11 protein-coding genes are annotated in these 15830 nt (G+C 45.5%); 10 read left to right on the top strand and 1 reads right to left on the bottom strand.

The genetic code is table 11. The features are described 5' to 3' along the window. Window positions 1-116 precede the first annotated feature (116 nt). From AC58VC_RS05770 to AC58VC_RS05740, 7 genes are all read left to right on the top strand, one after another. Window positions 117-974, top strand: coding sequence for an ABC transporter permease (locus tag AC58VC_RS05770; RefSeq protein WP_497367916.1), 858 nt, complete (start codon window positions 117-119; stop codon window positions 972-974). A gap of 18 nt (window positions 975-992) precedes the next feature. Next, window positions 993-1871 carry a carbohydrate ABC transporter permease gene (locus AC58VC_RS05765; protein WP_497367852.1) on the top strand — a complete coding sequence of 293 codons (879 nt, stop codon included), beginning with the start codon at window positions 993-995 and terminating at the stop codon, window positions 1869-1871. Window positions 1872-1897: 26 nt separating this feature from the next. Then, on the top strand, window positions 1898-3418 hold the full coding sequence (locus AC58VC_RS05760) for an extracellular solute-binding protein (protein WP_497367851.1): 1521 nt from the start codon (window positions 1898-1900) through the stop codon (window positions 3416-3418). A gap of 70 nt (window positions 3419-3488) precedes the next feature. After that, entirely contained in the window at window positions 3489-4367 is an 879-nt protein-coding gene (locus tag AC58VC_RS05755) for a family 43 glycosylhydrolase (RefSeq protein ID WP_497367850.1), read from the top strand. Between the two features lie 2 nt (window positions 4368-4369). Then, complete coding sequence (locus tag AC58VC_RS05750) at window positions 4370-5272, top strand: glycoside hydrolase family protein (protein ID WP_497367849.1); 903 nt, start codon at window positions 4370-4372, stop codon at window positions 5270-5272. A 14-nt stretch (window positions 5273-5286) separates the two neighbouring features. Next, window positions 5287-8433, top strand: a complete 3147-nt coding sequence (locus AC58VC_RS05745; RefSeq protein WP_497367848.1) for an alpha-mannosidase — start codon at window positions 5287-5289, stop codon at window positions 8431-8433. A 13-nt stretch (window positions 8434-8446) separates the two neighbouring features. Continuing rightward, window positions 8447-9313 (top strand): glycoside hydrolase family 43 protein, encoded by an 867-nt coding sequence (locus AC58VC_RS05740; RefSeq protein ID WP_497367847.1) that lies wholly within the window; start codon window positions 8447-8449, stop codon window positions 9311-9313. Window positions 9314-9378: 65 nt separating this feature from the next. Here the strand turns inward: AC58VC_RS05740 and AC58VC_RS05735 are convergent, their stop codons facing one another. Continuing rightward, on the bottom strand, window positions 9379-10218 hold the full coding sequence (locus tag AC58VC_RS05735) for a helix-turn-helix domain-containing protein (protein WP_497367846.1): 840 nt from the start codon (window positions 10216-10218) through the stop codon (window positions 9379-9381). A gap of 176 nt (window positions 10219-10394) precedes the next feature. Here AC58VC_RS05735 and AC58VC_RS05730 point away from each other — a divergent pair, with 176 nt between their 5' ends. The 3 genes from AC58VC_RS05730 (at window position 10395) to AC58VC_RS05720 (ending at window position 15814) form a co-directional block, all read left to right on the top strand. Beyond that, window positions 10395-12287, top strand: coding sequence for a beta-L-arabinofuranosidase domain-containing protein (locus tag AC58VC_RS05730; protein ID WP_497367845.1), 1893 nt, complete (start codon window positions 10395-10397; stop codon window positions 12285-12287). A gap of 154 nt (window positions 12288-12441) precedes the next feature. Then, window positions 12442-14235 carry a cache domain-containing sensor histidine kinase gene (locus AC58VC_RS05725; RefSeq protein ID WP_497367844.1) on the top strand — a complete coding sequence of 598 codons (1794 nt, stop codon included), beginning with the start codon at window positions 12442-12444 and terminating at the stop codon, window positions 14233-14235. Continuing rightward, window positions 14213-15814: a response regulator gene (locus AC58VC_RS05720; protein WP_497367843.1), complete on the top strand. Its 1602-nt coding sequence runs from the start codon at window positions 14213-14215 to the stop codon at window positions 15812-15814. The genes AC58VC_RS05725 and AC58VC_RS05720 overlap by 23 nt, the downstream gene beginning before the upstream one ends. Window positions 15815-15830 lie beyond the last annotated feature (16 nt).

The raw sequence follows: 15830 nt of genomic DNA, 5'->3' as shown, positions 1-15830 counted from the left end.
AGGACGGATAGGGAGGGATAAACTTGGAAACGATCAAAACCGTCAAACAATCGAAAGCGTTTACAGCGGATGGTACATTTGTAAGGCGGCTCAAGCGTCAACGCTGGTTTTATTTCATGCTTTTTCCGGGACTGTTATATTTTCTAATATATAAATATATCCCCATGTGGGGAGTGTTAATTGCCTTTCAAGACTACCAGCCGTTTCAAGGATTTTTTGGTAGCAAATGGGTCGGATTCAAGCATTTCGAAACATTCTTTACGGATGATGCTTTTTGGATGCTGTTTCGAAATACGTTTGTTCTGGCTGTGTACAACATTGTATTCTTTTTCCCATTACCGATATTAATTGCCTTAATGCTGAATGAAATACGCAAAGAAATGTTCAAACGTTTCGTTCAGACGCTTATTTACATCCCGCACTTTGTTTCTTGGGTCGTTGTTGTCGGAATTAGCTTCTTGTTCTTTTCTACCGAGGGCGGCATTGTAAACACCATGTTATCTAGCGTAGGAAAGGATCCTGTTAATTTCTTGCTCAGCAAAGATTGGTTTCGAACCATCATTACCTCTCAAGTGATTTGGAAGGAAACCGGTTGGGGTACGATCATTTTTCTTGCAGCGCTGGCAGGCGTCGATCCGCAGCTGTATGAGGCTGCGCGAATCGATGGTGCCAACCGTTGGCGGCAAATGTGGCACATCACGCTACCGGCAATCCGAGGCACCATTATTATCCTACTGATCTTGCGCATAGGCAGCTTCCTTGATTCGGGGTTTGAACAAATTTTCCTCATGGTCAATCCATTGAATCGTGATGTGGGAGAAGTATTCGATACCTATGTATACAGCACTGGGATCTCCCAAGGGAAATTCAGCTATAGTACCGCAGTTGGTATGTTTAAATCGATTGTTGGACTTATTCTGGTCGTGCTTGCGAACCGGTTAGCGAAGCGGTTTGGTGAAGAAGGGATCTATTGATGAAAGGAGAGCAAACCAATGACGGGTAGAACGATTTCCGGCAGAATGGCCGACTTCATGATATATTCGATACTTATTCTAATCGCTGCTGCATGCGTGATTCCGTTTATCTATATTTTGGCGGCTTCTGTAACGGCTCCAGAGGAACTCATCAAGAAGGGCTTTATTTTGATCCCGACTAAATTTTCTCTTATTGGCTATCAATATATCTTATCAACTAGCGTAATCTTATCAAGCTTGGCCGTTTCGATTCTCGTTACGTTGATTGGAACGTTAGCGAATCTGTTCTTTACAGCACTTATGGCGTATCCGCTTGCTCAGAGAGACTTAATGGGCGTGGGTTTCTTCATGAAGTTGGTTGTATTCTCCATGCTATTCAGCGGTGGAATGATTCCGACATATCTAGTTGTTAAAGAGACTGGACTTTTGGATAGTCCAGCTGCGCTGATTGTGCCTGGACTGATAAGTGCATTTAACTTAATTATTATGCGCAGTTTTTTTCAGCAGCTTCCGGATGGGCTGGAGGAGGCGGCGCGGATTGATGGATGCAGCGACATCGGCATTTTATTCCGCATCGTACTCCCGTTATCAGCACCGGTGCTGGCTTCGCTTGCTCTATTTTACGCAGTAGGCCATTGGAACGCTTATTTTAGCGCCATTCTTTATATCAATGACAGCACGTACTGGCCTATCCAGGTGTGGTTAAGACAAATCGTAATCTTAGCACAAGGGGGGATTGGGGATTCTTCGCAATTCGGTGCGGATTTCGTTCCACCGCCAGCGGAAACCATCAAGATGGCCGTTATCGTGCTCTCTACGCTACCCATCTTAATTGTTTATCCGTTTTTGCAAAAGCATTTCGCCAAAGGTGCATTATTGGGGTCAGTGAAAGGCTAAATTAAAAACAGAAGAGGAGATTTTGTATGAAAACAAACACTTCCCGCAAATCTGTAAAAATGCTTAAAGTTGCCTGTATCACTTGTTTATCCGCTTCCATGTTGGCAGCGTGCTCAACTCAGAAAGAATCCCCTGGGCTACAGTCCTCCCAGCAGCCTTCCGGCACGCCGGTTAAGCCTCTGGAATTGAAAGTGATGATGATTCAACAGGCCCCAGAGCCGCCTAAAAAGGATAGTCCTTTTCTCAAAAAAATGGAGGAGCATACGAATACAAAGTTAGATATTACGTGGGTTCCGGGTGCCGGAACAGCCTATGACGATAAAGTAAGCGCAACAATTGCTTCAGGAAATTTACCGGACCTAATCCTCATCAGGAAAACGAAAGATTCCGCTAACTTAAATGCGCAGCTGTCAGGTGTATTCTGGGAGCTCACGCCATACTTGAAAGACTACAAAAATTTAAGCCAAATGAGTCCTGTTGCCGTTAAAAACGCGAGTATCAGCGGAAAACTGTACGGTATTCCACGGGAGCGTGTACTTTCCCGTTATGGCATGATTATTCGCAAGGATTGGTTGGATAATTTAGGATTGCAAATGCCCAAGACGGTAGATGACTTGTACAAAGTGGCAAAAGCTTTTACAGAGAATGACCCCGATAAAGACGGTAAAAAGAACACATACGGTATCCAGGAAGACGCGACTATGGAACTGCTGAAGCAATTGGTTGTTTATAACGGAGGTCCAAACGTATGGGGCTTAAAGGACGGCAAGGTGATCCCGGATTTCATGGCTCCAGAGTTCAAGCCGGCACTCGATTTGTATAAGAAAATGGTAAATGAAAAAATCATTGCGGCGGATTTCCCGATTGCCAAGAAATATGATTATTTCAATCAAGGAAAAGCGGGTATCTATTTCTCTGTTATGGATGACGGCTACGGTCGGCATATCGATATGATCAAGCAGGATCCTAAGGTTGTGGTGGATGTCACACAAAACTTCGACGGGCCGCAGGGACAGCGCGTAAGGGGAACGACCGGTTACGACTCACTGATTGCGATCCCAAAATCAAGTGTGAAGGATGAAACGAAACTGAAGCAAATTCTAGGGTTCCTAGATAAAATGGGCGATGAACCAATGTTGTCTTTGATCAATGCTGGCCTGGAAGGAGCCGACTACAAAATGGAAGGCGCAACCGCCAAAAAGGTCGCCGGTTCGAAAGGTTCAGAGGATTGGCAAAATTTTAGATGGGGCGATCCATACGCAGGTGTCAAAATTGAGAAAACACCAATTGAGCAAAAGATCGATAAATCGTTTACAGACAACACTAAAATCGGTGTAGTCGACCTCAGCTCCTCTCTGCTCTCCGATACCAACACCCAAAAAGGCGCAGATTTGAAGAAAGCTATTACCGACGCGCAAGTCAAATTCGTCTTGGGGGAATTGGACGATAAGGGCTGGGAAGCGGCTGTTGCCAAATGGCGTTCTGGCGGCGGCGACAAAATCGTCGAGGAATACACTGCTGACTATAACAAAAGTGGCGGTAAATAGTTGATGTTATTTTAAATCCGCCGAAACATCGGCGGATTTTTCATAATACAACGGAAAAGGATAGGACGCCATGGAAATGATACCTTCTACTAGTCAGCTAAGGCTATTATTTGATTATCCGCTTCGCGATACATCGATTTGTTTGGGCGGAGACGGAAATTATTACGTCACAGGAACGACCGGCTTCCCCGATTGGTGGGCAGTAACGGGAGACATTCAAATCTGGAAGTCAGCAGACTTGCAGACGTGGACACCAGTTATTACGGAACCTCGAAAGCGTTCCACGGTGTGGAACATAGATCGGGACGGCACTTGGCAGAAGCCGATCGAACTGCGCGACGGTGCACCGTTCCGCCCGCTATGGGCACCCGAGATTCATTATCTGAGAGACACCTATTGGTTGACGTACAGCATTCCACGAGTGGGCAACGGACTGTTAAAAAGCGTCAGCGGACTTGCTGAAGGCCCCTATATCGATCATATTCTTTCCGATTCGCCTCTCAGTCCGTACATCGATGCCTCCCTTTTTGAAGATGAGGACGGCAAGGTGTACTTCTTATGTGATAACGGTAAAATTGCCCGGATGAATAACGATATGACAGCCCTTGCAGAACCGTTTCGTCTACTAAGTCCAGCTAATGCCGAGCATGTTGGGTTTGAAGGGACATTCTTGTTTAAGGCGCATGGTCTTTACCATCTGGCGGGAGCGGATTTCCTTGACGGGGATTATCATTGCTATGTAGCTAGCTCCGAGCACCTATACGGACCTTATGGAGAGCGATATCTGGCGATTACGCACGGGGGGCATAATATGTTTTTTCAAGATAAGGAAGGCCAGTGGTGGAGCTCGTTCTTCGGAAATAACGCGAATGCGCCGATTAGGGAGAGACCTGGCATATTACGAGTGGAGTTCGATGACCAATTAAGAATTAGGCCTTTGGAGGAATGAAAATGACTCGCATTAATTTGGCAAACCTACAGTGGCCTGTTCTTCTACAGGGCAGTGAGCAAATCGCTTATCGCGATCCGACAGCTATTTATCATGATGGAGTATTTCGGCTCTACTATACTAGGGTAGAAACTGAAGCCGATGGCGGGACCTATATGTATACGGCAATGAGCCAAAGCGAGGATCTGGTGAACTGGAGCGAATCCAGGCTGTTAACACCTAGAGACCGCCGTTTGAACTTTTCGAGTCCAGGCAATGTAATCCGATGTCAGAATAAATGGATCATGTGTCTCCAGACATACCCTAGGCCAAATGGAGAAAAGTACGGGAATGCAAGCTCGCGGATTTGGACGATGGAAAGCTCGGATCTTGACCATTGGTCGGAGCCGGAGTTGCTTCAATTAAAAGGGGATCACGTTCCTGTGAAAGATATGGGGCGCATGATTGATCCTTATTTGATCGAAAGCAAGGATGAACCGGGAAAATGGTTTTGCTTCTATAAGCAGAATGGCGTTAGTATGTCTTATTCGTATGATCTTAAGCACTGGACTTATTATGGCAATGAACAAGCTGGTGAAAACGTCTGTATCTTGAACATGAATAATCAGTACGTCATGCTTCATTCGCCAGAAAACGGCATCGGGATCATGAATTCTCCAGACTTAAAAAATTGGACGCACGAAGGTCCTTTACTCACGCTTGGGCAGCAGCAATGGGATTGGGCGCGCGGAAGAATTACTGCAGGGTTCGTTTTGGACTGCAGAGAACTCAGTGGGGTGGGCAAATTTCTTATGTTTTTCCACGGAAGCGGACCGGAAAATGAACAGACGATTTTCGATACGCATGCTTGCATCGGAATTGCCTGGAGCGACGATCTGAAAGAATGGGATTGGCCGCAATCATGAATGGAGGAATCTCTATGTTTTTTACAATTGAGAAGCTGGAGAAGCGTTTGCTGGAGCTGGAGCCGTTCAGGTATCGGGACAAACTTCCTTTAGATGGTCTACGGATCAAAGAGGAGAGCCAGACCCAAGTCGGCCTTTATCCGGATGAAGACGGCGAGTGGAGACCGATTGCTCATCGAGAAAGCTGGCAGGGATATGATAAATATTTTTGGTTGGCAGCCGATGTCGGAATTCCAGAGGAATGGAAAGGACGTAAAGTGTTGGGCTTTTTCAACATGGGGGTAAGCGGCAGAGGGGGAATTAGCGGATTCGAATCCCTGTTGTTCGTTAACGGCACTCCTTATCAGGGACTGGATACGAACCATCAGGAGGTTTTTCTAGATCAGAGTCTCACGGGTACGACCGCCTCTTTACGCTTTCGGATGTGGACGGGATTAAACGGCTACAATCCGGCTACTACGCCGATTGACTATACAATTGATCGATTGGAGTTATGCTGGCTGGATGAACAGGCAGATGATCTATATTTTACGGCAAAAGCTATTTTGCAAGCATTAAAGGTGTTGGATGAAAACCGCTCTGAGTATCAAACCTTATTAAAATTGCTGGATCGCGCCTTTCTATGCCTGGACTGGTCGAGGCCCGGATCGGAAGCTTTCTATGAATCCGTTCAGGAGGCTGCAGACCGATTACGCGAGCAGCTGCAGCAAGAGCCGAAAACGCACGCTGTCATCGTGCAATGCATCGGCCATACACATATTGATGTCGCATGGCTGTGGAGACTGGAGCATACGAGGGAGAAAGCCGCCCGGTCCTTCTCCACGGTGCTTCGTTTAATGGAACAATACCCGGATTATGTATTTCTCCAAACCCAGCCCCAGCTCTATGAGTACATGCAGAAGGATTACCCTGAACTATATGAGCAAATTCGTCAGAGGGTTGCTGCAGGACAATGGGAAGCTGGAGGAGCAATGTGGCTGGAAGCGGATTGCAATTTGTCGTCGGGCGAATCATTGGTTCGGCATATTTTATATGGAACGCGGTTTCTGCAGAAGGAATTTGGGGTGAACTGTACCTATCTGTGGTTGCCCGACGTGTTCGGATACAGCTGGTCGCTGCCACAGATTCTAAAGAAAAGCGGTATCAGCACGTTTATGACGACCAAAATCAGTTGGAACCAATATAATCGGATGCCTAACGATACATTTATGTGGCGTGGTATTGACGGTTCTGAAATCATCACGCATTTCATCACGACACCTGATCCAGGACGGATGGAAAACGGGGCGTTCTTCTACACGTATAACGGGGGTATCACTGCGGAGTCCATTCAAGGGATATGGAACGGATACCGTGATAAAGGGATTAACCAAAAGCTGCTGCTTGCTTATGGATATGGAGATGGCGGAGGCGGCGTCAACCGCGAGATGCTGGAAATGCGCCGGAGATTGTCCGAGCTGCCAGGACTTCCGCAAGTGACGACAGGAAGAGCAGATCAGTATTTTGCCGAGCTCGAGCAAACGATTCGAGAAAGTGACCAGTATGTGCATACGTGGGACGGCGAGCTATACTTGGAGCTGCACCGAGGGACTTATACGAGTCAGGCGTACAATAAACGGATGAATCGCAAGCTCGAGTTATTGTATAGGGATACCGAATTCATGCAGGTTCTGGGCGGCGTTTGTGATCACGCCTTTATGCCGTCGCCAGACTTGGCTCAAGGCTGGAAAATCATTTTGCGTAACCAATTCCACGATATTATCCCAGGTTCTTCGATTAAAGAAGTTTACGAGGATAGCCGTGTGGAATATAACGATGCTCTTACGATTGCTGATCGAATCAGAGATGAAGCGGCGCTCTCTGTCTTAAAGCCGGAGGAAGATACTTGGACAGTATTCAACAGCGCTTCGTGGACTCGGAATGATCATGTTTTGATCCCTGCTGCGCAAGTTCCGGATCAAGGGCGATGGCTGCGAGATTCAGGAGAGATTTGCCCATCTCAGCGGACTGAGGAGGGCTGGCTCGTTTATTTGACAAATGTGCCTTCCATGGGCTTTGTAGCAATTCGCTTTGAGAAAACCTCCGCATTCGAGGTAGCGAAGGCGGAAGGTGTTCCCTTTAATCGTCTAGAGCAAGGGATTGAAACGCCTTTTTATATTGTAAAGTGGAACGATCACGGTCAGCTTACTCAAATTTACGATAAGCAGGCAGCGAGAGAAGTGCTGAAGTCTAGTGAAAATGGGAATGTGTTCGAAGTATTCGAGGATAAACCGAAAAGTCGGCATGAGGCATGGGATATCGATCTTTACTACTTAGAAAAGAGAAGAGTTATCGACGATTGCAGACAGATCCAAATAATTGAAATGGGGCCATTACGCGCAGTCGTTCAGTTCTCCTGGACGTATATGGACTCTGAATTGACCCAGAAGATGGTCCTTTACGCTGACAGCCTTCGAGTCGATTTCGACTCGAAGGTTGACTGGCATGAGCAGCGCCAGCTGCTGAAGGTTGCTTTTCCAGTTGATATTAGGGCGACAGAAGCCACTTACGATATTCAGTTCGGGAATGTAAAGAGACCTACGCATTGGAACACTAGCTGGGATTATGCGAGATTTGAAACGGTAGGGCACCAGTGGGCCGATCTATCCGAGAGAGGATATGGCATTAGTTTAATGAATGACTGCAAATATGGTTATGACATTAAAGATCACATTATGAGGCTGACTTTGATCAAGTCCGCAATGGTGCCGGATCCGACGGCAGATCAAGGGGAGCATATTTTTAGCTATTCGCTCTACCCGCACCGCGGTGATTGGTTTGCAGGCCAAACTGTGCAAGCAGCCTGGCATTTAAATAGTCCTTTGACTGCGATCCCGGGGCTGTCGGTGAAGGACTCAGGTTCGCTTTTCACCTTGGATGCGGATCATGTGTGTATAGATGCAGTTAAGCTAGCTGAGGATGGCGTGGGATTCATTGTTCGATTGCATGAATTTGGCGGTGCAAGGGGCACGATGAGACTTGCAAGCGATTGGTCCGAATTCCATTGGCAGGAGACGGATATGCTTGAATATCCTCTTTCAGGTGAAGGGATGAGTGGTCAAGGCAGCGTTCAGTGTGATATTGAGCCTTATGAGATTAGAACGTTCCGGATACAGTTTTAGGAGGGAAAATTGGATGTATCTTTTCAGCTATTTTAAGGAAGTGCAGGAGAGTCTCTTTCTTGCCATGAGTGTAGACGGTTATGCGTGGAGAGAACTAAACGGCGGTCATCCCGTATATACTTCCAGTGTCGGTACGGGTCAAATGCGTGATCCTTTCATTTGGCAGGATGGGCAAGGAGTCTTTCATCTCATTTGGACGGATGGCTGGAAGAGCCGCAGTATCGGATATGCGCGCTCGAAGGATCTCGCTCACTGGGAGGATGAAAAGCTGATCCCGGTGATGGAGCATCTGCCGGAGACCCAGAATACATGGGCTCCGGAAATCTTTTTTGACACGGTAGCCGATAGCTACAGAATCATTTGGTCTTCAACTGTTGGAGCGGGACCGCGGAATCACCGCATCTGGTCGACCACAACAAAGGATTTCAAAACATTTATGGAAGCCAAGCCATTTTTTGACCCTGGCTATAATGTCATTGATGCGAATGTGACGGATATCGGAGATCAATATGTCATGTTTTTCAAGGATGAACGGGGTACGAATGAAAGAGGGACTGATTATAAGGCTATACGTTTTTGTTATCTAACCAAGCAGGATAGCGACCGTCCTGAAGTGAAGCGGATTTCGGACTTGATCACTCCTGCGCTGACGGAAGGACCGACATTATATGCGGTCGAGCGGGATGGGAGTAGGGAGTGGATTCTGCTTGTTGACGGTTTTCAAGAACAATACTATGGCGCTTATCGATCTCGCGATTTGGAAAAGTGGGAGCCTATCGGAGATGTAATGAGGCTGCCCCGGGGCGCACGCCACGGTTCGGTTATACACTCGCGAATTCCTACTCCAACATTCCCATTCGGTACCGTCACATGGCGCTAGGCTTCTTAAGTTGTACTAAAAATAAAAAGCAACCCCATTCTCGTTTGAGGATGGGGTTATTGACCCTACGTATTCTTGTAGAAATTACTCATATAAGAAGAAGGAGATTCCCCTATTACTTTCTTAAAGACGCGGCTGAAATAGTAAGGATTCCTATATCCTAGTCTCTCGCTAATCTCAGATACATTGAGAGAAGTGTTTCGCATCCAATCGATCGCTTTGTTTATTCTTAATTTCGTATGCGCTTCAATAATGCTTAGTCCTGTTTGAGTTTTAAAGGTTGCTGATACGTAACTGTAGTTTAAATTCAGATGGCTGCTTAGTTTGGTAGAATCAAAATCCTCGTCGATATGCTGTTTAAGAAAAGTCATAACTCGCCCAGCGATAGCTTTCCCTTTGCCTAAATTTCTTGTAGATTGGCTATGTTCCTTCGTTGCTTTGTGAAGTTCCAAAAACAACTGATACACCTGAATGCTTAGTTGGACCATACCATGTTCCTTGGTATTTCCAAAATGCTCCACTAACATTTGTAATCTGTTTTCTAAGGTTCGATGAAAAGGCGAAGTTCCATGCTTTGGCATCGGGAATCGATAGGCATAGTGATCAGGATAAAAGAAGTCGATCTCGGGTAGAGGGGAGTGCTCTTTATAGGAAGAGTAGTCATGTACAGGTGAATTAAAGTGAATCCAATACCATGAAGTTCCTGGCAACGTTTCAGGGCGTCCCCAATGATGAAGTCCTTTTTTCAGAAACAAGTGTTCCTTCTCATTAATGATATATTCCGCAGTTTCCTCAACGATCTGCATGCTCCCCTGAGTCACAAATACGAATACATCAAAGTCTAATATGCGATCGTGATGCGTATACACCTCGTTAACTTGATTCCACCCAATATCCCTTATCATGGGAAACCGATCACCAGTTAAATAAACTAATGGATCTATCTTGTATGCCCCCTTACATTACTTGTATTTAGAATATACCCAAAGAAAGTATATGTAAAATATTGTTTTGTGCATTCTTATCAATATTTATTGCGGTTTAAAATATTCTTAAGATACAAAAAAATGGAGGTATCTCATTGAATATAACTAAAATGAAAGATTATCAGGCAGGAAGTGTTAAACTATCCGCGGGTCCGCTTACGGTTCGTTTCGAGCTAAATAAAAAGTATGTCTTAAGCTTAACGAATGAAAATCTACTTCGTAATTTCTATCTGGAAGCAGGATTGTGGAGTTACAGTGGAAATGGGGGGACGACAAGCGCGACTACGACGAGTATGGACGGACCCGAACATTGGCATTGGGGATGGGAATCACCGACTTGTGAGTTGAGAGGACATATGATGGGGCATTGGCTGTCTGCAGCAGCCCGCATTTATGCGCAAACCGAAGATTTGCTGGTTAAAGCAAAAGCGGATTACATCGTCCAAGAATTGGCGCGTTGTCAGGAGGCTAATGGAGGGGAATGGCTTGCTGCTTTCCCAGAGTCTTACATGAATAGAATCGCCAAAGGAACGTATGTCTGGGCACCTCATTACACGATTCATAAGCTTTTGATGGGGCTATACGACATGTATTCAATGGTTCAAAATAAAAAAGCGCTCGATTTAATGCGCGGTTTAGCTTCTTGGTTTTACCGCTGGACGGGGCAGTTTAGCCAAGAACAAATGGATGACCTCCTTGATTTAGAAACAGGTGGCATGTTAGAAGTATGGGCAGATCTATATGGTGTAACTCGTGAAGAAACACATCTCGATTTAATCCATCGTTACGATCGCCGTCGTTTTTTTGACGCATTGTTGACAGGACAAGATGTATTGACGAATAAGCATGCGAATACGCAGATTCCTGAAATTTTGGGAGCTGCTAGAGCGTGGGAAGTAACGGGAGAAGAACGTTTTCGAGAGGTCGTGGAGGCGTTCTGGGCATGCGCGGTTACGGATAGAGGATATTACTGTACGGGGGCTGGAGATGATGGTGAATTATGGGTGCCGCCCGGTCAGATGGTGGAAAGGATGGGAGTTGGACAGGAACATTGTGTGAATTACAACATGATGCGACTTGCTCATGTGCTGCTCAGATGGACAGGAGAACCACAATATGCTGACTATTGGGAGAGAAGATTCTATAACGGAGTTCTTGCTCATCAGCATGGAGAAACAGGCATGATTTCGTATTTTCTAGGTATCGGCGCAGGGAGTCATAAGAAGTGGGGCTCCCCTACACAGCACTTTTGGTGCTGCCATGGTACGCTTATTCAAGCGAATGCCTCTTATGAGCAGCAGATTTTCATGGAGTATAAGGAAGGAGTGGCTGTGTGCCAGTGGCTGCCATCTGAAGTTCATATGAAACTAGTGGATGCAGCAATTACCATTAATCTTAAGCAGGACGGGCAATATGGTGTCTATCCTTTGAATAATTGGAATGTAACGGGAATGACGGCAATAACAAAAATTGATATGCCACCAATTCCTGTACATCGACCTGATCGATTTAAGTATAGTTTGACAGTTACTTGTGACAAGGATGCTGAATTTACATTAAAACTTAGAGTCCCAAGATGGGTGAAAGATGAGCCCATTATTTACGTGAATGGCGTCCAAATGAGTGATCCAGTAAGACCTCAATCTTTCATTGGGATTCGTAAAACATGGAGCAATGGGGATATCGTACAGATTGAGTTTCCTAAGTCATTAACAACCGAGCCACTTCCTGGCGCCGAAGACATGGTAGCCTTTATGGATGGCCCGATTGTTTTGGCGGGGTTAATTGAACGTGAACATAGATTAATTGGTAACCCTACGTCGCCAGAGACCATGCTCGTAGCAGACCGCGAAAGAAATCACAGCTGGTGGAATGTGGGTTACTATCGAACGAAGGGACAAGACATTGGAATACGCTTTATTCCTCTCTATGAAATCAAGGATGAGACGTATACGGTTTATTTTCCTGTTGATCAGGTCCAAAAATAAGTGCGGCTTCTTTTGACAACGACATCCGTAAGGGTGGCGTTGTTTCTTATATCTTAAAAAAGCGCACATCCACATGAAATATCATCGCTCGTTTAGTGTGTGATTTCTGTTAGAATAGACATATTCTAAAACGAAAGCATGAGGCGGCTCACAGATGGCATCGAACCCTTTTCGGCTGCACAAAAGCATTTTTGCCAAATTTACACTCTCATTCATTTCGGTAGGTCTTATCCCGCTGCTCATTCTTAGTTATATTTCTCTGCAGACGTTCAGCGGATTCATGGAGCGTTATGCGACGAATAACTATGAGCAAATGCTACTGTTTGCGAGTCGAAATGTGGACGATATGTTCGTCAAATACAACAATATTTCCAAACTCATGTACTCCTACGGAGTTGGCGGTCTCTATGGTCAGTTGGGGCAAGCCATTGCAGCGCAAAGCAAGGAAAAAGACATCCGATTGACGATGACAATTAACGATTTCTTACAAACGGTGTTATATACAGAACGTAATTTGCAAAGTGTCTTTTTTGTTCTGCCTAACGGGACTTATGAAAGCCTGTCTAAGAACAATGTTGCTCTGGATTACCAATATGCATATCCAAAGGTCGAATGGAAAGAGCAGACGAAACTCAATCGTAACGGACTCAGCTTTTTTCCGACACACAAGCAGGATTATTTTCTTGGGGCTACGGATCCAGTGATGACGTTTGGCCGTAACCTTACTGATGTACTGGGCTCTTCCAAGGTAGAAGGTGATATTGTTGGTACCTTTTACATGGACGTAGGACTTGACGCGTTTACTGAAATCTTTAAACAAATGGTCCTGAATAAACAAGATACCGTCTATGTGGTAGATGATCAGGGGATTATCCTTTACAGTAATCAACTGGAGCTAATTGGTACTCTTTTCCATGAGAATATGTCGGATGATTTCTTGCATCTGCAACAGGCTACAGCTGAGAATAATATCAAAATTGTCGGTGAGTTTTATAAAAAAGAAATGTTTCTCAAGGTCGAACAGCTCTTACGGACGATTACGATTGTCATTGGCCTGTGTATCCTTTCGTTGATCGTGGTTGCGGTTTGGTTCTCGAATCGCTTCTCCAATCCGATTCGAAGTATTACGCGAGAAATGTCGAAGGTGGAGTCGGGTAATTTCGATACAAATGTGACCGTAAAGACAGCGGATGAGTTGGGGCTTCTTTCCCACGGCTTTAATAAAATGGTGGGACGCCTGAAGGAATACATTGACGTGGTGTATGTTGCGCAGATTAAGCAGAAGCAAACTGAGCTGAACGCATTGAAAAGCCAGATCAGGCCGCATTATTTGTACAATACGTTGGAAGTGATTCGGATGAGTGCTGTTGCGGAAGATGCGAATGAGGTAGGTGATATGATTTTGTCATTATCCCATCAGCTCAAGTATGTGCTCGATTACGGTGAAGAAACCGTTACAATCATGTCAGAGAAAACCAATGTGGAGCAATACTTTCAATTGATGGTTATCAGGTACGGCGAGCATAGGCTGGGTTTAGACTTCCGGTTCGATGCGGACTTAATGGACTGTGCGATTCCGAAGCTGTCCCTGCAGCCGATCGTAGAAAACGCCATTTATCATGGTATTATGCCAAAGTCAGGGAAGGGTACCATTCGCATTTCAATTGAAAAGCTGCCGGATAACCTACTTAGTGTCACGGTGGACGACGATGGTGTAGGGATGAGTGAAGATACACTTGAACGAGTTCGATTAAAGTTGGCTAAGGGCAGCTCGCTAGATATAGGGAGCAGTATAGGGCTAATTAATGTCCATGAACGCATCGTGGGACTGTATGGGCACGGTTTTGGTGTAGAGATCAACAGCAGCCAACATATTGGTACTACCGTCCGTCTAGTCATTCCGTTAACGAAAGAGGTGAGCGTCCGTGTTGAACGCCATTCTAGCTGATGATGAACCGATTATTATCAAAGGGTTAAAAAAGCTCATTCCATGGGAAGAGCTAGGTATTACGATCGTCGGTGAGGCGATGACGGGTAGAGGTTTGATGGAGCAGATTGAACTCAAACAGCCTGATCTCGTCATCACGGATATTAGTATGCCGGACGGATCAGGCATCGATGTCATGAAAGAAGTGCAAAGGCGGCAGTTGCATACGAAAATTATTTTCGTCAGTGCGTATCAGGAGTTTTCCTATGCCAAGGATGCGTTAGCCTTCGGTGCGGTCGATTATTTGGTGAAGCCGATTGAGAAGAGTCTGCTGCTCGAGGCAGTAGACAAAGCGATGACACAGCTGAAGGAAGCGAATGAGGATCAATCCTCCAAAGGTAAGCTGGCCGTTTATGAGCAAAAAGATAAGAAGACGCAACTCGAAGAGCTGTTTGATAGGCTTACTCAGGGGGATATTCGGTGGGAGGAAGCGCAACGTAAGCTTCAGGCCTTGAACACGCAGTTTACGGCTTCATGTTTCAGCGTGCTGTATGTGGAGCTTGCTCATGTACAGTTACAGGATGGCAGATGGGGGGAGCATGAGAAGCGTTTATTAGTGTTTGCAGTATCCAATTTGGTAGATGAGATGATCCAGCAGTATGGCAGCGGTCTCGTCATTCGAAAAGGCGAAAATTTATGCGTTATCGTGAACCACATGCGCATAGAGGATGATTTGCAGCATCTCGCGAGCGAAATGCGGGATAAGATTTCATATTTTCTTAAAATTATTGTAACGATATGTATCGGTAGGCCGGCCCGCAGCCTGCAAGAACTAAGGCAATCCTATATGTCGGCAGTTGAAACGATGAACTATAGCTATTTTGAGAATGAAGGGACGATTCTGTCCTGGTCACAGAATGCACAGCATGGAGGCTCAGAACACCTCTTGACAGATGCCAAACAGGCTGTGATTAAAGCGGTCATCGCAAAGGAAAAGCAGCAAGTGCAGGATCTGTTGGGGAGCTTCTTTGAGCATGCAGCAACCAATGCCAATGGCCGCAAAGAATCAGCTGTATTAATCGTTTATGCCTTGCTGACCGACTTAATGGAGGAGATGTCGACTGTCGGGATTGACCTTCAGATTTCGCGGGAGCTGCGCAAAGACTGGCAACAGCAGATGCATCAATTTTACCGTTTTAATGATCTCACAGATTTCATATCTGATCGCATTTTGGACATACTGGAACAAGTAAGCACCGCAGGCGGTAGCCGCGAAGCGCAGCAGATGAAGATTATTAAGGACTACATCGAGGAGCACTATAGCGAAAATATCACACTGGAAAGCATGGCTTCCCAAGTGTTTATGAATCCGTATTATTTTAGCAGCTTCTTTAAGAAGCACACGCATGAAAATTTTAAGCAGTACGTCACAAACATCCGGATGAAAAATGCCGTCCGATTACTTTTGCAAACGGATCTGCTCGTTTATGAAATTGCAGAGCAGGTAGGCTATCATAATCCAAGGCAATTCAGCGATATGTTTAAGAAAAGTTATGGCAAACTTCCGCAAGAATATAAGAGTCAAATCAAGGGTAACTAGTCAAGAATTCGACATG

The sequence above is a fragment of the Paenibacillus sp. J22R67 genome (assembly GCF_059692175.1).
Note: the sequence above shows the minus strand (reverse complement) of the source record. Positions and strands in the feature narration are given on the sequence as shown.

Coding starts and splice junctions, on each gene's coding strand:
- AC58VC_RS05735 (WP_497367846.1), bottom strand. CDS start 10,218: ATGATAAGGGATATTGGGTGGAATCAAGTTAACGAGGTGTATACGCAT.
- AC58VC_RS05760 (WP_497367851.1), top strand. CDS start 1,898: ATGAAAACAAACACTTCCCGCAAATCTGTAAAAATGCTTAAAGTTGCC.
- AC58VC_RS05770 (WP_497367916.1), top strand. CDS start 117: ATGCTTTTTCCGGGACTGTTATATTTTCTAATATATAAATATATCCCC.
- AC58VC_RS05750 (WP_497367849.1), top strand. CDS start 4,370: ATGACTCGCATTAATTTGGCAAACCTACAGTGGCCTGTTCTTCTACAG.
- AC58VC_RS05725 (WP_497367844.1), top strand. CDS start 12,442: ATGGCATCGAACCCTTTTCGGCTGCACAAAAGCATTTTTGCCAAATTT.
- AC58VC_RS05755 (WP_497367850.1), top strand. CDS start 3,489: ATGGAAATGATACCTTCTACTAGTCAGCTAAGGCTATTATTTGATTAT.
- AC58VC_RS05765 (WP_497367852.1), top strand. CDS start 993: ATGACGGGTAGAACGATTTCCGGCAGAATGGCCGACTTCATGATATAT.
- AC58VC_RS05740 (WP_497367847.1), top strand. CDS start 8,447: ATGTATCTTTTCAGCTATTTTAAGGAAGTGCAGGAGAGTCTCTTTCTT.
- AC58VC_RS05745 (WP_497367848.1), top strand. CDS start 5,287: ATGTTTTTTACAATTGAGAAGCTGGAGAAGCGTTTGCTGGAGCTGGAG.